The sequence below is a fragment of the Hylemonella sp. GW821-FHT12C09 genome (genome assembly GCF_058807395.1).
The window spans coordinates 45003-64585 of the sequence record NZ_JBXAQQ010000008.1 but is presented as its reverse complement, the minus strand read 5'-3'; the positions used below and the strand labels follow the sequence as shown (position 1 = coordinate 64585).

Annotated in this window: 19 protein-coding genes and 1 tRNA gene; 8 read left to right on the top strand and 12 right to left on the bottom strand. The window is 63.8% G+C overall.

Annotated features, from left to right (window positions below):
* Positions 1-30 precede the first annotated feature (30 nt).
* The 3 genes from AC1RRP_RS14165 to lgt form a co-directional block, all read right to left on the bottom strand.
* Complete coding sequence (locus AC1RRP_RS14165; RefSeq protein WP_493037218.1) at positions 31-1512, bottom strand: malonyl-CoA decarboxylase; 1482 nt, start codon at positions 1510-1512, stop codon at positions 31-33.
* The gene (locus AC1RRP_RS14160) at positions 1509-2177 is read right to left on the bottom strand and encodes a GntR family transcriptional regulator (RefSeq protein WP_493037217.1); all 669 of its coding nucleotides are present in this window, start codon (positions 2175-2177) and stop codon (positions 1509-1511) included. The genes AC1RRP_RS14165 and AC1RRP_RS14160 overlap by 4 nt, the downstream gene beginning before the upstream one ends.
* A gap of 170 nt (positions 2178-2347) precedes the next feature.
* On the bottom strand, positions 2348-3160 hold the full coding sequence (gene lgt / locus AC1RRP_RS14155; protein ID WP_493037215.1) for a prolipoprotein diacylglyceryl transferase: 813 nt from the start codon (positions 3158-3160) through the stop codon (positions 2348-2350).
* 92 nt (positions 3161-3252) lie between these two features.
* Between lgt and ilvD the strand changes: the two genes are divergently transcribed.
* On the top strand, positions 3253-4947 hold the full coding sequence (gene ilvD / locus AC1RRP_RS14150; protein ID WP_493037213.1) for a dihydroxy-acid dehydratase: 1695 nt from the start codon (positions 3253-3255) through the stop codon (positions 4945-4947).
* 63 nt (positions 4948-5010) lie between these two features.
* Here ilvD and AC1RRP_RS14145 read toward each other — a convergent pair whose 3' ends face one another.
* Positions 5011-5247: a TIGR04438 family Trp-rich protein gene (locus tag AC1RRP_RS14145; protein WP_493037211.1), complete on the bottom strand. Its 237-nt coding sequence runs from the start codon at positions 5245-5247 to the stop codon at positions 5011-5013.
* Positions 5248-5351: 104 nt separating this feature from the next.
* Between AC1RRP_RS14145 and AC1RRP_RS14140 the strand changes: the two genes are divergently transcribed.
* Positions 5352-5657, top strand: a complete 306-nt coding sequence (locus AC1RRP_RS14140; protein ID WP_493037209.1) for a c-type cytochrome — start codon at positions 5352-5354, stop codon at positions 5655-5657.
* 212 nt (positions 5658-5869) lie between these two features.
* Here AC1RRP_RS14140 and acs read toward each other — a convergent pair whose 3' ends face one another.
* Complete coding sequence (gene acs / locus AC1RRP_RS14135; protein ID WP_493037207.1) at positions 5870-7864, bottom strand: acetate--CoA ligase; 1995 nt, start codon at positions 7862-7864, stop codon at positions 5870-5872.
* A 158-nt stretch (positions 7865-8022) separates the two neighbouring features.
* Between acs and AC1RRP_RS14130 the strand changes: the two genes are divergently transcribed.
* The 3 genes from AC1RRP_RS14130 to murI are packed head-to-tail and all read left to right on the top strand — an operon-like array spanning position 8023 to position 10999.
* Positions 8023-8625: a TIGR00645 family protein gene (locus tag AC1RRP_RS14130; protein ID WP_493037205.1), complete on the top strand. Its 603-nt coding sequence runs from the start codon at positions 8023-8025 to the stop codon at positions 8623-8625.
* Positions 8626-8648: 23 nt separating this feature from the next.
* Positions 8649-10202: a fumarate hydratase gene (locus AC1RRP_RS14125; RefSeq protein ID WP_493037203.1), complete on the top strand. Its 1554-nt coding sequence runs from the start codon at positions 8649-8651 to the stop codon at positions 10200-10202.
* A 5-nt stretch (positions 10203-10207) separates the two neighbouring features.
* Entirely contained in the window at positions 10208-10999 is a 792-nt protein-coding gene (gene murI, locus AC1RRP_RS14120) for a glutamate racemase (RefSeq protein WP_493037201.1), read from the top strand.
* 48 nt (positions 11000-11047) lie between these two features.
* Here the strand turns inward: murI and AC1RRP_RS14115 are convergent, their stop codons facing one another.
* On the bottom strand, positions 11048-11542 hold the full coding sequence (locus AC1RRP_RS14115; RefSeq protein ID WP_493037199.1) for a thermonuclease family protein: 495 nt from the start codon (positions 11540-11542) through the stop codon (positions 11048-11050).
* Positions 11543-11560: 18 nt separating this feature from the next.
* Positions 11561-11637 (bottom strand) — tRNA-Pro (locus tag AC1RRP_RS14110).
* 72 nt (positions 11638-11709) lie between these two features.
* Between AC1RRP_RS14110 and aat the strand changes: the two genes are divergently transcribed.
* Genes aat through AC1RRP_RS14095 form a run of 3 tightly spaced genes read left to right on the top strand, consistent with a single transcriptional unit; the run spans position 11710 to position 14072 of the window.
* Positions 11710-12474, top strand: coding sequence for a leucyl/phenylalanyl-tRNA--protein transferase (gene aat, locus AC1RRP_RS14105; protein WP_493037197.1), 765 nt, complete (start codon positions 11710-11712; stop codon positions 12472-12474).
* Positions 12471-13238, top strand: a complete 768-nt coding sequence (locus tag AC1RRP_RS14100; protein WP_493037196.1) for an arginyltransferase — start codon at positions 12471-12473, stop codon at positions 13236-13238. Before aat ends, AC1RRP_RS14100 begins: the two co-directional genes overlap by 4 nt.
* Before the next feature lie 42 nt (positions 13239-13280).
* Positions 13281-14072, top strand: coding sequence for an IclR family transcriptional regulator (locus AC1RRP_RS14095; protein ID WP_493037194.1), 792 nt, complete (start codon positions 13281-13283; stop codon positions 14070-14072).
* Positions 14073-14097: 25 nt separating this feature from the next.
* Here AC1RRP_RS14095 and AC1RRP_RS14090 read toward each other — a convergent pair whose 3' ends face one another.
* The 5 genes from AC1RRP_RS14090 to ilvN all read right to left on the bottom strand — a co-directional run bounded on the left by AC1RRP_RS14090 (position 14098) and on the right by ilvN (position 19529).
* Positions 14098-15144: a serine hydrolase gene (locus AC1RRP_RS14090; RefSeq protein ID WP_493037192.1), complete on the bottom strand. Its 1047-nt coding sequence runs from the start codon at positions 15142-15144 to the stop codon at positions 14098-14100.
* A 139-nt stretch (positions 15145-15283) separates the two neighbouring features.
* The gene (locus AC1RRP_RS14085; protein ID WP_493037190.1) at positions 15284-16822 is read right to left on the bottom strand and encodes a 2-isopropylmalate synthase; all 1539 of its coding nucleotides are present in this window, start codon (positions 16820-16822) and stop codon (positions 15284-15286) included.
* A 211-nt stretch (positions 16823-17033) separates the two neighbouring features.
* Entirely contained in the window at positions 17034-17849 is an 816-nt protein-coding gene (pssA, locus tag AC1RRP_RS14080) for a CDP-diacylglycerol--serine O-phosphatidyltransferase (RefSeq protein ID WP_493037188.1), read from the bottom strand.
* Between the two features lie 142 nt (positions 17850-17991).
* Positions 17992-19008, bottom strand: coding sequence for a ketol-acid reductoisomerase (gene ilvC, locus AC1RRP_RS14075; RefSeq protein ID WP_493037186.1), 1017 nt, complete (start codon positions 19006-19008; stop codon positions 17992-17994).
* Between the two features lie 29 nt (positions 19009-19037).
* Positions 19038-19529: an acetolactate synthase small subunit gene (ilvN, locus tag AC1RRP_RS14070; RefSeq protein ID WP_493037184.1), complete on the bottom strand. Its 492-nt coding sequence runs from the start codon at positions 19527-19529 to the stop codon at positions 19038-19040.
* Positions 19530-19583 lie beyond the last annotated feature (54 nt).

Below are 19583 nucleotides of genomic sequence, written 5' to 3'. Positions count from 1 at the left end.
CTCCTTTGGTTATTTGTAAGCGAGCCTGGCTCAGAACTGAAGATCCTCAATCGAGGCCGCAGCAGCTATTTTGCCCTCTGCCAGCTGGGCTCGCTGACGGTCCAGACGCTTGAGATCGTAGAGGTAGTTGACCATCAGGCCAAACGACTGCTTGAGGCCCTTGGGCGACGGGTCACCCATCCAGTTCAGCCGCTCGACACGGGCCCCATTGCCCAGGTGGAAACGCGCCACCGGATCGGCGGGCTTGCCCTCGACCAGCTCGCGTGCCAGATAGTGGGCGGCGCAGTGCAGCAGCCAGCGCGAGAGCGCGGACTTCGGATCCAGCGACTCGACCCTGTCCAGGGCCAGCAGCAGGTGCGCCGCGGCAGGCGGCTCGAAGCCCACGACCCGCCCCAGTTCAGCCCGTTCTTTTTCGGGCGTGAGGACCAGCATGCGGTCGGCGTTCCGCGTCAGCCAGGCACGCAAGCCGGGAATCGGCGAGAGGGTGGCGAAATGCCTGAGCCGGGGGAATTCGGCACCCAGCGTCTCCACCACCCGCTTGATCAGCGAGTCACCAAAGCTCACGCCGCGCAGCCCGGACTGGGTGTTGCTGATGGAATAGAAGATGGCCGTCGTCGCCTTGCCCAGATCGGACGCCGCAGCCTGCTCATCGAGCAGGGGCGTGATGCTGTCGGCCATATGGTCGATCAGCGCGACCTCGACGAAGATGAGTGGCTCGCCCGGCAGGCGTGGATGGAAAAATCCATAGCAACGGCGGTCCGAGTCCAGCCGGTTCTTGACATCGTCCCAGCTGCGAATGTCATGCACGGCCTCGTACTTGATCAGCTTTTCGACCAGCGAGGCCGGCGAGTCCCAGCTGATGCGCTGCAACTCCAGAAAACCGACATCGAACCAGGTGGAGAACATGTACTCCATCTCCACGTCCAGCGCCTGCAGCCGCTTGTCCTTCTTCAGGAAAGGCTGCATCTCGGCCCGCAGGTCCACCAGGAAACGGATGCCCTCGGGCAGCACGCTGAAACGCTGCAGCAGGCGCCGGCGCGGCGAAACCGTCGCCCGGCGGTACTGCACCTCGGCAGCCGCTTCATCGGGCGTGCCCACCGCGGCTGCAAACTTGGCCTGGGCGCTTTTGACCTTTTCGGCATCGGCCGTGAACATCTCGCTCATCAGCAGCCACATGTCGCGCCGCCGGGCGACGGTGGCGCCTGCATAGCGTTCGATCAGGATCTGGGCACGCCGCCCGCCCTCGACCTCGCTGATGCGCGGGTCGATGGTGGCCTTCAACTCCTCGAGCACGAGTCTCAGCATGCGCGGCGACATCGCCTCTTCCTTGTGCCGCCGGCTGGCCGCCAGGCGCTCACGCGTGGGCCGTTCAGCGCCCGGGCCCGCCGTTCCGCCCTGGGCGGGTCCACGCGCGGCCTGTGCGAGTCCGGCGACATCGCTGGCCAGCAGGCCCTTGCGGTCGATGGGGAAGAGTCGCGAGACGTTGCGGCTGATCCAGCTCGTTGCGTTCATGCCAGTCTCCGGCTTTTTTGATGACGGGCCAATTCGCGCAGGGCTTCGCGCTGGCGCGTCAGATGCGTGCGCATCGCCGCCTCCGCGCCCTCGCCATCGCGCGCCTTGAGCGCTGCGAACACGGCCAGGTGCTCGCTGAGGCTCTGTTCCAGCCGCCCCGGCGCATGCAACTGCTGCAGCCGGGCCAGCTTGAGGATCTTGCGCAGATCGCCAATGACCTGGGCCAGCCAGCGGTTGTTGGCCAGCGTGATGATGGCCTCGTGGATGGCGAAATTGGCTTCGTAGTAATCGACGATGCGCTTGTTGCGTGCCGCCTTCTGCAGTCTGTCGTGCAAGGCCTCCAGCGCGACCAGGTCGGCATCGCTGGCGTGCAAGGCCGCCTCATGTGCGCAACGCCCCTCCAACAAGGCGATCACGGGAAAGATTTCGTCGAGATCCTGCTCGGTGACCTCGTTCACGAAACAGCCGCGCCGCGGCTCATGTCGTACCAGCCCCTCGGCCGTCAAGACCTTGAGCGCTTCCCGCAAGGGTGTACGGGAAATCTCCAGACGCACGCACAGGTCGGCCTCGTCCACGAAGCTGCCTGCCGCCAGGGTGCCATTGAAGATCTCCTGCCGCAGGGTGTCTGCGACCTGTTCGTGCAAGGAGTTGTGGACAACACGCATGGGCAGACCTGCTGGGAAGTGCGAACCCCTGTGGACGCCGAGAACCGGGCTCGGGGACCACAGGACCATGGCCGTAATTTTACGTAATTACGCATAATTACAAACCACGGAATAACCCTGAGTCTCATGCGCGCCACAAAAACGCGCGCCCGGTCAGGAAAACGCCCGGCTCAGGATCGCCGCGGCTGGCGGCCCGCCCACCACCAGACACCTGCCCCTACAACGATCATGGGCAAGCACAGCCACTGCCCCATGCTCAGGTTCAGGGCCAGCAGGCCGAGGTAGTCGTCGGGTTCACGGAAATATTCGGCAATGAAGCGCAGCACGCCGTAGCCCGCCAGAAAAGCCGCTGCCACCTGGCCGGTGCGGCGCGGCTTGCGGGCATAGAGCCAGAGCAGAACGAACAGCAGCAGGCCTTCGAGCAGGAACTGGTAGATCTGGGAGGGATGACGCGGCGCATCACCCGCACCACGAAACACCATGCCCCAGGGCAGTGAAGGGTCCGCCACGCGCCCCCAGAGTTCGCCGTTGATGAAGTTGCCGATGCGCCCGGCAGCCAGGCCCGTGGGCACGCAGGGCGCCACAAAATCGGCAACCTGCAGCCAGTGCTTGTGGCGGGCATGCGCAAACCACAACATGGCAACCACCACCCCCAACATGCCACCGTGAAAGCTCATGCCGCCCTGCCAGAGCGCAAAAATCTCCAGCGGGTGGCTCAGGTAATAGGCCGGCTTGTAGAACAGGCAATATCCCAGCCTACCGCCGATGACCACGCCGATCACACCGTAGAACAGCACGTCCTCGACATCGCGCCGGCTCCAGGCTGCCTCCCCCCGGGCCGAGGCATAAGGCTCGTGTCGCAAGCGGCGCAGGCCCAGGAACATGAAAAGGGCAAAGGCCACCAGATAGGTGATGCCGTACCAGTGGATGGCCAGGGGCCCCAGGCGCAAGGCCACCGGATCGATCGCGGGGTGTATCAGCATGGGCGCCATTGTGCCGCAGCCCAAGCCGGGCCAGCCACGGCTTACACTCACGGTTTGCATTGATTTTCCGGCTCCCCTGCCGCACACCCACCATGGCCACCAAAGTCATCCAGATCAACCGCCGCTCGGCCAACATCACTGAAGGCAAGTCCCGCGCCCCCAACCGCTCCATGTACTACGCCATGGGCTACGAGGAAAGCGATTTCAAGAAACCCATGGTCGGCGTGGCCAACGGCCACAGCACTATCACGCCGTGCAACTCCGGCCTGCAGAAGCTGGCCGACGCCGCCATCGCCGGCATCGAGGAAGCCGGCGGCAACGCCCAGGTCTTCGGCACCCCCACCATTTCCGATGGCATGGCCATGGGCACCGAGGGCATGAAGTACTCCCTGGTCTCGCGTGAAGTGATTTCCGACTGCATCGAAACCTGCGTGCAGGGCCAGTGGATGGACGGCGTGCTGGTGGTCGGCGGCTGCGACAAGAACATGCCCGGCGGCATGATGGGCATGCTGCGCGCCAACGTGCCGGCCATCTACGTCTACGGCGGCACCATCCTGCCCGGCCACTACAAGGGCCAGGACCTGAACATCGTCAGCGTGTTCGAGGCCGTCGGCCAGAACGCCGCCGGCAACATGAGCGATGCCGATCTGCGCGAGATCGAGATGCGCGCCATTCCCGGCACCGGCTCCTGCGGCGGCATGTACACGGCCAACACCATGTCCAGCGCCTTCGAGGCCCTGGGCATGTCCCTGCCCTACTCCTCCACCATGGCCAACCCGCACGACGAGAAGCAGAACTCGGCCAAGGAATCGGCCAAGGTTCTGATCGAGGCCATCAAGAAGGACCTCAAGCCGCGCGACATCGTGACGCGCAAGTCCATCGAGAACGCCGTGGCCGTCATCATGGCCACAGGCGGCTCGACCAACGCCGTGCTGCACTTCCTGGCCATCGCCCACGCGGCCGACGTGGAGTGGACCATCGATGACTTCGAGCGTGTGCGCAAGAAGACGCCTGTGCTGTGCGACCTCAAACCCAGCGGCAAGTACCTGGCGGTGGACCTGCACAAGGCCGGCGGCATTCCCCAGGTCATGAAGGTCTTGCTGAACGCCGGCCTGCTGCACGGCGACTGCATCACCATCACCGGCCAGACCATTGCCGAGGTGCTCAAGGATGTACCAGACCAGCCCCGCGCCGACCAGGACGTGATCCGCCCCATCAGCAAACCCATGTACGAAGAAGGCCACCTGGCCATCCTCAAGGGCAACCTCTCGCCCGAGGGCGCGGTCGCCAAGATCACCGGCCTGAAGAACCCGGTCATCACCGGCCCGGCGCGCGTGTTCGACGATGAGCAGTCGGCCCTCAAGGCCATCCTGGACGGCAAGATCAAGGCCGGCGATGTGATGGTGCTGCGCTACCTGGGCCCCAAGGGCGGCCCCGGCATGCCCGAAATGCTGGCCCCCACCGGCGCCCTGATCGGCGCCGGCCTGGGCGAGAGCGTGGGCCTGATCACCGATGGCCGTTTCTCGGGCGGCACCTGGGGCATGGTGGTCGGCCACGTGGCGCCGGAAGCGGCGGCCGGCGGCACCATCGCTTTCGTCAAGGAAGGCGACAGCATCACCATTGACGCCCATGAACTCAAGCTGGAACTCAACGTACCGGCCGCTGAACTCGCCAAGCGCCGCGAAGGCTGGACGCCCCCGCAGCCGCGCTACACCCGCGGCGTGCAGGCCAAGTTCGCCTTCAACGCCTGCTCGGCCAGCAAGGGTGCGGTGCTGGACAACTACTGAGCCCCGTCGCAAAGAAAAAGCCCCGGGAATCCCGGGGCTTTTTTTTGGACCGCCGTCGCAGGCTCAGCGTTTGCGTTTCAGGCCCATGGCGTCACGCTGCTTGTTGATGCGATCCAGACGCCGTTTGTCCTCACGCTCCATGGCCTTGCGCCGCGTGTAGCCACTGGCATCGGCCCAGGACCACCAGGCCACCGCCAGGCCAAAAGGCGCCAGCACGATCCACCAGCTCCAGCCCACGACCGGATCGATATCAAGGTATTTCATCAACAGAAGAATGATGCCCAGTCCCAGCAAATACATGTGCGGCCCTCAGTCTTTGTGCTGCAGGCCCACCACGCGGGTCAACTGCAGCCCTTACAATTGCGTTCATTGATTATGTATTAACCCCAGCCTAGAGGAAATCAATGAAACGCGCCCTGTTCATCCTGTTTGCCGCTACCGCCATCAGCGCTCCCGCGCTGGCCGATCAAGCCCTGGCCACTTCCAAGAACTGCATGGCCTGCCATGCCGTCGACAAGAAGCTGGTCGGCCCGGCGTTCAAGGACGTCGCCAAGAAGTATGCCGCCGACAAAACTGCCGCCGACAAACTCGCCGCCAAGATCATCAAGGGTGGCTCTGGCGCCTGGGGCCCCGTGCCCATGCCGGCCAACCCGCAGGTCAACGAGGCCGAGTCCAAGAAGTTGGCGGCCTGGGTCCTGGCGACCAAGTAAACCGGTCGCCAGGCATGAAAAAGCCCGCTCACGCGGGCTTTTTTGTTTGGGAACCCGGCGCTGGGCGGCGCCGGGACGTCAGATCAGTTGTTCTGCGACAACTGATCCAGGATGGCCGGTTTTGCCGGCACATCACATCGGCTGTGTCGGTATGAGTGCCGTCCAACCCCGCAACAGCGCTGCGCGCTTGGCGCCTCTCGGCGCTTTCTCGATCAGTTGTTCTGCGACAATTGATCGAGAATTGCGGGGTTTTCCAACGTTGAAGTGTCCGAGGTGATGGCCTCGCCCTTGGCGATGGAGCGCAGCAGGCGGCGCATGATCTTGCCGCTGCGGGTCTTGGGCAGGTTGTCGCCGAAGCGGATGTCCTTCGGTTTCGCGATCGGGCCGATTTCCTTGGCCACCCAGTCGCGCAGTTCCTTGGCGATCTGCTTGGCTTCCTCGCCGGTCGGACGGGAACGCTTGAGCACCACGAAAGCGCAGATGGCTTCGCCGGTCAGATCGTCGGGACGGCCCACCACGGCAGCCTCGGCCACCAGGTCGGTCTTGGACACCAGGGCCGACTCGATCTCCATCGTGCCCATGCGGTGACCGCTGACGTTGAGCACATCGTCGATGCGGCCGGTGATGCGGAAGTAGCCGCGGTCTGCGCTGCGCACCGCGCCATCTCCGGCCAGGTAATAGCCCTTGAGTTCCTCGGGAAAGTAGCTCTTCTTGAAGCGCTCGGGGTCGCCCCAGATGGTGCGGATCATGGACGGCCAGGGCTTCTTCACCACCAGGATGCCGCCCGAGCCATTGGGCACGTCATGGCCGGCTTCATCGACGATGGCCGCGGTAATACCCGGCAGCGGCAGCGTGCAGGAACCCGGCACCAGCGGCGTGGCACCCGGCAGCGGGGTAATCATGTGCCCCCCGGTCTCGGTCTGCCAGAAGGTGTCCACGATGGGACAACGCTCGCCGCCCACGTGCTTGTGGTACCACATCCAGGCTTCCGGGTTGATGGGCTCGCCCACCGAGCCCAGAATGCGCAGGCTGCTCAGGTTGGAACGGGCCGGATGCACTTTCTCATCGCCTTCGGCCGCCTTGATCAGCGAACGGATCGCCGTGGGGGCGGTGTAGAAGATCGTGCACTTGTGCTTCTCGATCATCTGCCAGAAGCGGCCGGCGTTCGGGTAGGTCGGCACGCCTTCGAAGACGATCTGCGTCGCGCCTGCGGCCAGCGGGCCGTAGGCCACGTAGGTGTGGCCCGTGATCCAGCCGATGTCGGCCGTGCACCAGAAGACGTCGGACGGCCTCAGATCAAAAGTCCAGTCCATGGTCAGCCGGGCCCACAGCAGGTAGCCGCCGGTGGCGTGCTGCACGCCCTTGGGCTTGCCCGTGGAGCCCGAGGTGTAGAGAATGAAGAGCGGGTGCTCGGCGCCCACGGAGGTCGGTGCGCATTCGGTGCTCTGCCCGGCCAGCGCCTCGACAAAGGTCTTGTCGCGGCCGGCCACCATAGGGCAGGCCGTCGCGGTGCGCTGGTAGACCAGCACGGTCTTGATGGACTCGCAGCCGCCCATGGCCAGACCCTCGTCCACGATAGCCTTGAGCGGCAGTTCCTTGCCGCCGCGCATCTGGTAGTTGGCCGTGATCACGGCCACGGCGCCGGCGTCGATGATGCGCTCCTGCAGCGACTTGGCCGAGAAACCACCGAACACCACCGAGTGGGTGGCGCCGATGCGCGCGCAGGCCTGCATGGCCACCACGCCCTCGATCGTCATGGGCATGTAGACCAGGACACGATCGCCCTTCTTGACACCCTGGGCCTTGAGCGCATTGGCGAACTGGCTCACCCTGGCCAGCAGCTCCTTGTACGTGACCTTGGTCACCGTGCCATCGTCGGCCTCGAAAATGATGGCGGTCTTGTTCTCGGTCGACGTGCCCATGTGCTTGTCCAGGCAGTTGGCCGAGGCGTTGAGCTCACCGTCGTCGAACCACTTGTAGAACGGGGCCCGGGACTGGTCCAGGGTACGCGTGAAGGGCTTGTTCCAGACGAGGTTCTCGCGCGCCAGCCTGGCCCACGTGCCTTCGAAATCCTTGTCGAAGGCGTCACACATGGCCTGGTACTGCGCCATGCCGGAGATACGTGCCGCCCTGACGACCGCATCCGCCGGGGGAAAGACACGGTTCTCGACCAGGACGGATTCGATGGCGGACGAAGGTGAACTCATGGTTTGTTTCCTCTGGTTGAAATTGGATCGCCCCGCAATGTCGGGTTTTGCCCTTACAAGTCACTGACTTGACACCATCTCGCAATGTACCGAATCCCGGTACGGTTTGAAATGCCGCCTAAAATCATGGCTCTACATAGAAACCCGCAGAACGCCCCATGTCCACCCCTGAACCGTCGAAGACTTCCCCCCTGCGCCCCCTGCCCGCACTGATTTTCTCCAGCCGTTGGCTGCAGTTGCCTCTTTACCTCGGCCTGATCGTCGCCCAGGGCGTCTATGTCTATCATTTCCTGTTCGAACTGCTGCATCTGGTGGAGGCCGCCTTCGGCAGCCAGGCCGCCCTGCAGGCCCTGGTCACGAGCATCGGCTACAAGACCACGGCGCCCATCACCACGCTGAACGAGACCGTCATCATGCTGGTGGTGCTGGCGCTGATCGACGTGGTCATGATCTCCAACCTGCTGATCATGGTCATCGTCGGCGGCTACGAGACCTTCGTCAGCCGCATGGACCTGGAAGGCCACCGCGACCAGCCGGAATGGCTGAGCCACGTCAATGCCTCGGTGCTCAAGGTCAAGCTGGCCACTGCCATCATCGGCATCAGCTCGATCCACCTGCTCAAGACCTTCATCAATGCCGACAACTACACCGACCGGGTGCTGATCGCCCAGACAGTCATCCACATCACCTTCCTGCTGTCGGCCATCGCCATCGCCTACACCGACAAGCTGATGTCGTCCTCGGCCGCAGACCATCACTGACCCACTCCCAGAGTTTTCGCATCATGACCACGCACATCAAGCAAGCCGACCTGATCGAATCCGTCGCCGCCGCCCTGCAGTACATCAGCTACTACCACCCGGCCGACTACATTGCCCACCTGGCCCGCGCCTACGCGCGCGAACAGAGCCCTGCGGCCAAGGACGCGATCGCACAGATCCTGACCAACAGCAAGATGAGCGCCACGGGCCACCGCCCGATCTGCCAGGACACCGGCATCGTCAACGTCTTCCTCAAGGTCGGCATGGACGTACGCTGGGAGGGTTTCACCGGCAGCCTCGAAGACGCCATCAACGAAGGCGTGCGTCGCGCGTACAACCACCCGGACAACACGCTGCGCGCCAGCGTGCTGGCCGACCCGCAGTTCGCCCGCAAGAACACCAAGGACAACACCCCCGCGGTCATCTTCACGGAGATTGTGGCCGGCGACAAGGTCGAAGTCACCGTGGCCGCCAAGGGCGGTGGTTCCGAGAACAAGAGCAAGATGGTCATGATGAACCCCAGCGACTCCATCGTCGACTGGGTGCTCAAGACCGTGCCCACCATGGGCGCGGGCTGGTGCCCGCCGGGCATGCTGGGCATCGGCATCGGCGGCACCGCCGAGAAAGCCGTCCTGATGGCCAAGGAAAGCCTGATGGAAGACCTCAACATGTACGAGTTGCAGGCCAAGGCCGCCAAAGGCGAAAAGCTCACCCAGGTAGAGGAGTTGCGCCTGGAGCTGTACGAGAAGGTCAACGCGCTGGGCATCGGCGCCCAGGGCCTGGGCGGCCTGACCACGGTGCTGGACGTGAAGATCAACATGTACCCCACCCACGCCGCCAGCAAGCCCGTGGCCATGATCCCCAACTGCGCCGCGACGCGCCATGCGCACTTCGTCATGGACGGCTCGGGCCCGGTCTACCTGGATCCGCCCAGCCTGGACCTCTGGCCCAATGTGAACTGGACGCCTGACACGAAGAAGAGCAAGCGCGTGGACCTCGACAAGCTCACCAAGGACGAAGTAGCGAGCTGGAAACCGGGCGACACCCTGCTGCTCAACGGCAAGATGCTCACCGGCCGCGACGCCGCACACAAGCGCATCGCCGACATGCTGGGCCGTGGCGAGAAGCTGCCGGTGGACTTCACCAACCGCGTCATCTATTACGTGGGCCCGGTCGACCCGGTCAAGGGTGAGGCCGTGGGCCCGGCCGGCCCGACCACGGCCACGCGCATGGACAAGTTCACCGAGACCATGCTGGGCCAGACCGGCCTGATCGCCATGATCGGCAAGGCCGAGCGCGGCCCCGAGGCTGTGGAGGTGATCCGCCAGCACAAGAGCGCCTACCTGATGGCCGTGGGCGGTGCGGCCTACCTGGTCAGCAAGGCCATCAAGACGGCCAAGGTGGTGGGCTTCGAGGACCTGGGCATGGAGGCCATCTACGAGTTCGACGTGGTCGATATGCCGGTGACCGTGGCGGTGGACGCCGGCGGTACAAGCGCGCACGTCACCGGCCCCGCCGAGTGGAGCAAGCGCATCGCCAGCGGCGAGTTCAAGGGCATCGCGCTCGCGACCGCCTGAGCAGCGTGACGCGACCGGTCGGCGTCTTCGACAGCGGCATCGGGGGCTTGAGCGTCCTGCAGGCGCTACGCGCCGAGTTGCCGCACCAGCCCTTTGTCTACCTGGCCGACAGCGGCCACGCCCCCTACGGGGAGCGCGAGCCGGACCATGTCATCGAGCGCTCGCAAGCCATTGCGCGCCACCTGATCGAGGCCCATGACATCCAGGCCCTGGTCGTGGCGTGCAATACCGCCACGGCAGCAGCCATCAGCCTGTTGCGCGAACAACACCCCGAACTCCCCATCGTAGGGGTGGAACCCGCCCTCAAGCCTGCGGTGCAACGCAGCCGGACCCGGCGCGTAGGCGTGCTGGCCACGCGCAGCACGCTGCAAAGTGCCAAGTTCCGGGCCCTGCTGGACTCATTGCAAGGCGAGGTCGAATTCATGCTGCAAGCCTGCGACGGCCTCGCGGACGCCATCGAGCATCAGGACAGCGCACGCATCGAGTCCCTGGGCCGCCGCTACACACAGGCCCTGGGCGCCTGCGGCCACGAGGCAGGCCAGATCGACACCGTGGTGCTGGGTTGTACCCACTATCCGCTGATCGCGGAGAACCTGCAGTCCCTGTTGGGACCCGATGTGGACCTCATGGACAGCGGTGCCCCGGTCGCGCGGCAGACGCGCCGCGTGCTAAGGCAAGTCGTCGACACGGGTCAGCCCACCTTGCGCTGGCTGACCACCGGCCCGACGGATCAATTGCAGATCGCCGTGCAGCGCTGGCTGCAACCGCAGGCGCGTGTCGAGACGCTGAAAATCTGACGAGGCCCTGCGGGGTTCCGCCGGGGGCCGATGCGGGCCGGGCCCAGTCTATTTGCGGCGGCCTGCGCGGTATTCCCAAGGCGGGATGGGCTTGCTGTCACGCCAGAGTCCTGCACGCCGCTCACGGGCATCGGCCTGCGCGGCGGCATAGGCCTGGCGATCCTGCTCCACCAGATCCTGCGCGCGGGATGGGTCGTACCAGGCCGCGCCATCGGCAAGCAGCTCCAGGCTGACATCACGGCCGGCCACGACCACCTTGCCCAGACGCGGCGAGCCGCCCTGGCGGGGCACGTCCACCGTCACGTATTTCTGGAACACGAACTCGCGCAAGGCATCCTCCGAGCGCTGGGCATGCTTCTGGAACTTCTCCGGCGCATCGATCCCGGCCAGACGCACCGTGTGCTGGACCTTGCGCTCATCGCGCACTCGGATGGTGTCAGCGCTGACGATGGCGACCACCTGGCCCTGCAGGGTCCAGGCCATGGCCATCGGACCCGACAGCAGCAGCAAGAGGAAGGTGACGTGTGTGAGGATGGATCTCATCGAGATCAGACAGAAAGATGGTCGGGGCGATACGATTCGAACGTACGACCCTCTGCTCCCAAAGCAGATGCGCTACCAGGCTGCGCTACGCCCCGACAAGCTGCGTATTCTACCGGCACACCTCTGCCATTCCACCTGACACGACGCCCTTGGGATAAAGTTTCTCCATGCGCACACGTTCCGTTCCCCTGCCCTGGCTCGAACCCGGCGAAGAGTTCCCGGCCACCAGCCAGGCCTGGGGGGCCGGCTCCGAGGCTCCCGGCCTGCTGGCTGCCGGTGGCAGCCTGGATGTCGACAGCCTGTGCCGGGCCTATGGGCACGGCATCTTCCCCTGGTTCAGCACGGGGCAGCCCATCCTGTGGTGGAGCCCGGACCCGCGCATGGTGCTGGAGGTGGGCCGGTTCAGGCTGCATCGCTCACTGCGCAAGACCTTGCAGAAATTCATCTCGACCGACGGATGCGAAATCCGCTTCGACTCCGCTTTTGACGATGTGATCGGCGCCTGCGCCAACAGCCCGCGCGAAGGCCAGGACGGCACGTGGATCGTGCCGCCCATGGTGCAGGCCTATGGCGAACTGCACCGCGCCGGCCACGCCCACAGCGTGGAGACCTGGATCAACGGGCGGCTCGTGGGCGGGCTCTATTGCATGGCCCTGGGCCGCGCAGTGTTCGGTGAATCCATGTTCGCCCGCATGACCGACGCCTCCAAGATCGCGCTGGCCGCCCTGGTGGCCTTTTGTCGCCACCAGGGCATCACCATGATCGACTGCCAGCAAAACACCCAGCACCTTGCCTCGCTGGGCGCCCATGAAATTCCGCGTGTGGATTTTTTGCGCCATATCGCGGCGGCGCAGGCGCAGTCCGGCCCCCGCTGGCAGTTCGACCCCCTATACTGGCGTGAACTGATGATGTCCCCCGCGGAGTCGACGTGACGCACCTCAAGGACCTGCCCCTCCAGAGTCTGCAGTTCTATGCCACGGCACCGTACCCGTGCAGCTACCTGAGCGGCCGTCTTGCACGCTCCCAGGTGGCCACGCCCAGCCACCTGATCAACAACTCCACCTACTCGGAACTGGTCTCCCAGGGGTTTCGCCGCAGTGGCATGTTCACCTATCGGCCGCACTGTGATGGCTGCCAGGCCTGCGTACCGCTGCGCGTGCGTGTGCAGGACTTCCAGCCTACGCGCAGCCAGCGCCGCGCCTGGAAGCAGCATCGGAACCTGCAGGCCCGCGTCTCGCGCCTGTGCTTTGTGCCCGAGCACTACCAGCTCTATCTGCGCTACCAGAACGGGCGGCACGCTGGCGGTGGCATGGACCAGGACAGCATCGACCAGTACACCCAGTTCCTGCTCCAGAGCCGGGTCAATTCGCGCCTGGTCGAGTTCCGCGAAACGCTGGGTGACGGCTCGCCCGGCCCGCTGCGCATGGTTTCCGTGCTCGACGTCCTGGACGACGGCCTCTCGGCGGTCTACACCTTCTACGAGCCTGGACGCGAGGCCAGTTATGGCACCCACAGCGTGCTCTGGCAGATTGAACAGGCGCGCCTGCTGGGGCTGCCGCATGTCTACCTCGGCTACTGGATCGAGGACAGCCCGAAAATGAATTACAAGGCGCGCTTCGGTCCGCACGAGCGGCTGGTGCAAGGCCAGTGGCTGGCGGTCGGCCCTGATGGCGAAATGTCGCCGGCCAGAGAGTGATTTCACGAGGTAAAATCGGGCTTGTTTGCAGGAGCGTACCCGATGAAGAAAAAAGACCCGGATGCCGTCGTCACGCCCACCGTGCAGGTGATCGAGCGCATGTTCACCCTGATGGACGTGCTGGCCTCGCGTGAAGAAGCGATTTCCCTGAAGGAAATCAGCGAGAAGACCGGTCTGCACCCCTCCACGGCGCACCGCATCCTCAACGACCTGGCCACCGGCCGGTACGTCGACCGGCCGCAGCCTGGCACCTACCGCCTGGGCATGCGTCTGCTTGAACTGGGCAATCTGGTCAAAGCTCGCCTCAACGTGCGCGACGCAGCCATCACCCCCATGCGCGAACTGCACCGCCTGATCCAGCAGCCGGTGAACCTGAGCATGCGCCAGGGTGACGAAATCGTCTACATCGAACGCGCCTACAGCGAGCGCTCGGGCATGCAGGTGGTGCGCGCCATCGGCGGACGGGCGCCACTACACCTCACCTCGGTGGGCAAGCTCTTCCTGGCGGCCGACGATCCCCAGCGTGTCCGCGCATACGCCACCCGCACGGGTCTGGCCGGCCACACCAAGAACAGCATCACCCAACTGCCCGTGCTTGAACGCGAATTGGCCAAGGTACGCCAGTACGGGACCGCCCATGATGACGAGGAACTGGAACTGGGTGTGCACTGCATGGCTGCCGGTATCCATGACGATCAGGGCAAGCTGATTGCCGGCCTGTCGATCTCCGCACCCACGGGCCGGCTCGACAAGGAATGGCTTCCCAAGCTGGAAACGGTGGCCAGCGAGATTTCGCGCATGCTGGGCTACCAGCCCGGGGCAGAAAAGCGCTAGGCGGGCCTGGTGCCCGCCAGCTTCTTCAGAAGAAGAGTGGCGACTTCGCGTCGAGGTGGTTCTCGGTCAGCGGAACGACCGGCCGGGCGGGGATGGACTCGACCCAACGGCGCACGCGCTCGGCGTCGCCCAGACGACTGAGCTTGCCAGCGGAATCCAGGAACACCATGATCAGGTTGCGCCCCGCCACTCTGGCTTGCATCACCAGGCACTGACCGGCCTCGGAGATGTAGCCTGTCTTCTGCAGGCCGATCTCCCAGGTCGGGTTCTTGACCAGTCGATTGGTATTGCTGAACATGAGCTTGCGACGCCCCACAGCGACCTGATAGGCAGGAGAGGTGGAGTATTCGCGCAACAGCGGGTCGTCCGACGCCACGTTCACCAGCACCGCCAGGTCCCTGGCACTGGAGCGGTTCTTGCTGGACAGCCCCGTGGGCTCGACATATTGCGTGTCTTGCATACCCAACAGTTGCGCCTTGGCGTTCATCATCTCGACAAACACCTGCAGGCCACCCGGATAGGTCCGACCCAAGGCGTGCGCCGCACGGTTTTCACTGGACATCAGCGCCAGATGCATGAGCTCCCCGCGGCTCAGGGTGGAGCCCACACGCAGGCGGGACGTGCTGCCCTTTTCGGTATCCACATCGGCCTGGGTGATGGTGAGCATCTCGTCCAGGGGCAGCTCAGCCTCGCTGATCAGCAGGCCCGTCATGAGCTTGGTCAGCGACGCAATCGGCAGCACAGCCTCTTCGTTCTTGCTGAGCAGCACTTCCTGGGTTTCCTGGTCGATGACGTAGGCCACGCTGGAACGCAGGGACAGGGGATCGGTGGCGCCATGCAAGCCGGCGCGCATGCCGTCCGAGGGACGGACCGGGCGCACGATGCGGGCGGAGGGGCGCTTGGCATACGCCTTGCGCTTGGCCTGGTAGGCGGTCTTGATGACCTTGGGTTTGGCACCGGACTGGGCACTGCTGGCGCCGGACGACGCAGCAATAGCTTGCCCGGATGCAGCCGACAGCGTCACAAAGAGCGACGCCGCCCCAACCCAGATAAAACGATGTAAGTGGTTCACCAGTCCGACCCTGCAGGAGAAAAAACGGCACCCTCTCTTCATGGCACCCTCTGAAGAAAGGTTATACCGAAAATCTCATGCAGGATCAACCACTTGTGTGGCTTTTCTCAACAAACTCTTACATATATAAGTAGTAACCCTAGCCCTGCGCCGCTACCCGATCAGCTTTGCTGTGCAACTTGTTGAGGGCACTCAGATATGCCTTGGCCGAGGCGACCACGATATCGGGATCCGACCCGACACCATTGACCACGCGCCCACTGTTTTGCAGACGCACGGTCACCTCGCCCTGGCTTTCGGTCGAGCCACTGATGGCATTGACCGAATACAGCACCATCTCTGCACCGCTCTTGACGTTCGACTCAATGGCCTTGAGCGAAGCATCCACCGGGCCGTTGCCATCCGACTCGCCATGCACTTCCTTGCCCTCCACCGTGATCACGATGGATGCATGCGGCCGCTCGCCGGTTTCGCTGTGCTGTGAAAGCGAGATGAAGCCGTACTGCTCCTTCTCGCTGGTCACGCTCTCGTCGCTCACCAGGGCCAGGATGTCCTCGTCGAAGATCTCGCTCTTGCGATCGGCCAGCTCCTTGAAACGGGCGAACGCCGTGTTGAGCTCCCCCTCGCTCTCCAGCGCCACGCCCAGATCCTGCAGGCGCTGCTTGAAGGCGTTGCGCCCGCTCAGCTTGCCCAGCACGATCTTGTTGGCACTCCAGCCCACATCTTCAGCGCGCATGATTTCATAGGTGTCGCGCGCCTTGAGCACGCCGTCCTGATGAATGCCGGAAGCATGGGCGAAGGCATTGGCGCCCACCACGGCCTTGTTGGGTTGCACCACGAAGCCGGTGGTCTGGCTAACCATGCGACTGGCCGGAACGATCTGGGCGGTGTCGATGCCGACCTCCAGGTTGAAGTAGTCGCGGCGGGTCTTCACGGCCATGACGATCTCTTCGAGGCTGCAGTTGCCCGCGCGCTCACCCAGGCCATTGATGGTGCACTCGACCTGGCGCGCACCGCCGATCTTCACGCCGGCCAGCGAGTTGGCCACCGCCATGCCCAGGTCGTTGTGGCAATGCACCGACCAGATCGCCTTGTCGGAATTCGGCACGCGCTCACGCAGGGTCTTGATGAAATTGCCATACAGCTCGGGCACGGCATACCCCACCGTGTCCGGGATGTTGATGGTGGTCGCCCCTTCCTTGATGACCGCCTCGACCACGCGGCAGAGGAAATCCATCTCGCTGCGATAGCCGTCTTCAGCACTGAACTCCACGTCGGCCACCTGGTTGCGGGCAAACCGCACGGCCAGCTTGGCCTGCTCCAGAACCTGCTCGGGGCTCATGCGCAGCTTCTTCTCCATATGCAGCGGCGACGTGGCGATGAAGGTGTGGATACGCGCACGGTTGGCCCCCTTGAGTGCTTCGGCGGCGCGCGAGATGTCGCGGTCGTTGGCACGCGAGAGCGAGCAGATCGTGGAATCCTTGATCGCATTGGCGATGTTCTGGATCGCTTCGAAGTCCCCGTTGGAGCTGGCGGCGAAACCGGCCTCGATCACGTCCACCTTCAGGCGCTCCAGCTGGCGGGCGATGCGCAGCTTCTCATCTTTGGTCATGGACGCGCCAGGCGACTGCTCGCCGTCACGCAAGGTGGTATCGAAAATGATCAGTTTGTCAGCCATCTCAAACTCCTGTTCGTCTTCCGCAAAAAATCAACAACCGTAAAAGCAAAAGGCCCGCTGCAGATGCATACGGGCCTTTGATGGGAATTTCGCGCGCGCTACTAATTCCGCCCGTTGTGGCGATGCAGCAGTAGTGCTAGCGAGAATTTCTTCATGGCTTCAATGTACCACAATCAAAGACACATCGCATGGCCATATTCTATGGAGCCAATTATTGATGCAAGCCCCGCTCTTCGGGCTCGTCGGTCGATGTGCTGATGACGCTGGTCGGCTTGCCCTTGGCCCTGCGCCAGGCATAGACAAAATAACCACTCAGCCCATAGATCACGAAGACACCGAACAGCACCACCGGCGGATGGATGTTGACGACGGCAATGCCCAGGGCGATCAGGACGATGACCACAAAGGGCACGCTCTTCTTCATGTGGACGTCCTTGAAGCTGTAGAACGGCACATTGCTGACCATGGTCAGGCCGGCATACAGGGCCAGCACGAACATGGGCCAGGCCACGGTCGGGCCCGTCACATCGAGCTCCGTCATGATCCAGATGAACCCCGTCACCAAGGCCGCAGCGGCAGGCGAGGGCAAGCCCTGGAAATAGCGCTTGTCGACCACCCCCGTGTTGACGTTGAAACGCGCCAGGCGCAAGGCGGCGCAAGCACAGTAGACAAAGGCGGCAATCCAGCCCCAGCGTCCCAGCCCTTTGAGCGCCCACTCGTAGGCGATCAAGGCCGGCGCCGCGCCAAAGGACACCATGTCAGACAGCGAGTCCATCTGCTCGCCAAACGCGCTCTGGGTATTGGTCATGCGCGCGACCCGTCCGTCCAGGCTGTCGAGCACCATGGCGGAGAAGACGCCGATGGCCGCCAGATCGAACCGGCCGTTCATGGCCATGACGACGGCATAAAAGCCACCAAACAGGCCGCCCAGGGTGAACAGATTGGGCAGGATGTAGATGCCCTTGCGGCGCTTGCGCACCATCACGGCTTCCCCCTCGCCGATACGATCCTCTGCGCCATCATGCATATCGCACCTCCGTCCCGCAGCGGCAGGTCTGTGTATCAAGGTCTTGAGTATTCATGGCGGCAAGTGTAAAGCAGGCCACGCCTGCATGAGACGAAAAAAACAAGGCCACCGAAGTGGCCTTGTTGCATGCGGTCAAAACCGATCAGTTGCGGGTCTGGTCGACCAGCTTGTTCTTGGCGATCCAGGGCATCATGGCGCGCAGCTGACCACCCACCTTCTCGATGCTGTGTTCAGCCATGTTGCGGCGACGGGCCGTCATGCTCGGATAGTTGGTGCGGCCTTCCAGGATGAACATCTTGGCGTAGTCGCCGTTCTGGATGCGCTTGAGCGCGTTGCGCATGGCGGCGCGCGACTGCTCGTTGATCACCTCGGGTCCGGTCACGTACTCGCCGTACTCGGCGTTGTTGGAGATGGAGTAATTCATGTTGGCAATGCCGCCTTCGTAGATCAGGTCCACGATGAGCTTGAGCTCGTGCAGGCACTCGAAATAGGCCATCTCGGGAGCGTAACCGGCTTCGACCAGGGTCTCGTAGCCCATCTTGATCAGCTCGACGGCGCCACCGCACAGGACGGCCTGCTCGCCGAACAGGTCGGTCTCGGTCTCTTCCTTGAAGTTGGTCTCGATGATGCCGGCCTTGCCGCCGCCATTGGCCATGGCGTAGGACAGGGCCAGGTCACGGGCCTTGCCGCTCTTGTCCTGATGCACGGCCACCAGGTGCGGAACACCGCCGCCTTGGGTGTAGGTGTTGCGCACGGTATGGCCGGGAGCCTTCGGCGCCACCATCCAGACGTCCAGGTCGGCGCGCGGCACGACCTGGTTGTAGTGCACGTTGAAGCCGTGGGCGAAGGCCAGCGAAGCACCCTTCTTGATGTTGGGCGCCACGTTGTTGGTGTACACCTCGGCGATCTGCTCATCGGGCAGCAGGATCATGACCACGTCGGCCATCTTCACGGCGTCGTTCACTTCCATCACGGTCAGGCCGGCCTTGCCGACCTTGTCCCACGAAGCGCCGCCCTTGCGCAGGCCGACCACGACCTTCACGCCGCTATCGTTCAGGTTCTGGGCGTGGGCATGGCCCTGGCTGCCGTAGCCGATGATGGCCACGGTCTTGCCCTTGATCAGGCTCAGGTCACAGTCCTTGTCGTAGAAAACTTTCACTTCTTTTCTCCTAGGTAAAACTTGGTTGTTCAGACGCGCAGAATGCGCTCGCCGCGGCCGATGCCGCTGCTGCCGGTACGCACCGTCTCGAGGATGGCGCCGCGATCGATCGCCTCGAGGAAGGCATCGTTCTTGGACTGGTCACCCGTCATCTCGATGGTGTAGCTCTTGTCGGTGACGTCGATGATACGACCGCGGAAGATGTCCGCCATGCGCTTCATCTCCTCACGCTCCTTGCCCACCGCACGCACCTTGACCATCATGAGCTCGCGCTCGATGTAGGCGCCCTCGGTCAGGTCGACGACCTTGACCACTTCAATCAGACGGTTCAGGTGCTTGGTGATCTGCTCGATCACGTCATCGGAACCGGTGGTCTCGATCGTCATGCGCGAGAGGCTCGGATCTTCGGTCGGGGCGACAGTCAGGGACTCGATGTTGTAACCACGGGCCGAAAACAGGCCCACCACGCGGGAGAGCGCGCCAGGCTCGTTCTCCAGCAATACTGCAATGATGTGTTTCATAAGTGGATTCCTCTTTTCGTCGCCCTCCCCCGGTCGCGGTAACGACCGGGCTTG

Excerpts from the sequence above, each read along its gene's own strand:
- lgt (WP_493037215.1), bottom strand. The coding sequence starts at position 3,160 with ATGCTGATACACCCCGCGATCGATCCGGTGGCCTTGCGCCTGGGGCCC.
- AC1RRP_RS14085 (WP_493037190.1), bottom strand. The coding sequence starts at position 16,822 with ATGGCTGACAAACTGATCATTTTCGATACCACCTTGCGTGACGGCGAG.
- AC1RRP_RS14145 (WP_493037211.1), bottom strand. The coding sequence starts at position 5,247 with ATGTATTTGCTGGGACTGGGCATCATTCTTCTGTTGATGAAATACCTT.
- ilvD (WP_493037213.1), top strand. The coding sequence starts at position 3,253 with ATGGCCACCAAAGTCATCCAGATCAACCGCCGCTCGGCCAACATCACT.
- AC1RRP_RS14140 (WP_493037209.1), top strand. The coding sequence starts at position 5,352 with ATGAAACGCGCCCTGTTCATCCTGTTTGCCGCTACCGCCATCAGCGCT.
- ilvN (WP_493037184.1), bottom strand. The coding sequence starts at position 19,529 with ATGAAACACATCATTGCAGTATTGCTGGAGAACGAGCCTGGCGCGCTC.
- AC1RRP_RS14125 (WP_493037203.1), top strand. The coding sequence starts at position 8,649 with ATGACCACGCACATCAAGCAAGCCGACCTGATCGAATCCGTCGCCGCC.
- AC1RRP_RS14095 (WP_493037194.1), top strand. The coding sequence starts at position 13,281 with ATGAAGAAAAAAGACCCGGATGCCGTCGTCACGCCCACCGTGCAGGTG.
- AC1RRP_RS14160 (WP_493037217.1), bottom strand. The coding sequence starts at position 2,177 with ATGCGTGTTGTCCACAACTCCTTGCACGAACAGGTCGCAGACACCCTG.
- AC1RRP_RS14130 (WP_493037205.1), top strand. The coding sequence starts at position 8,023 with ATGTCCACCCCTGAACCGTCGAAGACTTCCCCCCTGCGCCCCCTGCCC.
- AC1RRP_RS14115 (WP_493037199.1), bottom strand. The coding sequence starts at position 11,542 with ATGAGATCCATCCTCACACACGTCACCTTCCTCTTGCTGCTGCTGTCG.
- AC1RRP_RS14165 (WP_493037218.1), bottom strand. The coding sequence starts at position 1,512 with ATGAACGCAACGAGCTGGATCAGCCGCAACGTCTCGCGACTCTTCCCC.
- aat (WP_493037197.1), top strand. The coding sequence starts at position 11,710 with ATGCGCACACGTTCCGTTCCCCTGCCCTGGCTCGAACCCGGCGAAGAG.
- pssA (WP_493037188.1), bottom strand. The coding sequence starts at position 17,849 with ATGCATGATGGCGCAGAGGATCGTATCGGCGAGGGGGAAGCCGTGATG.
- acs (WP_493037207.1), bottom strand. The coding sequence starts at position 7,864 with ATGAGTTCACCTTCGTCCGCCATCGAATCCGTCCTGGTCGAGAACCGT.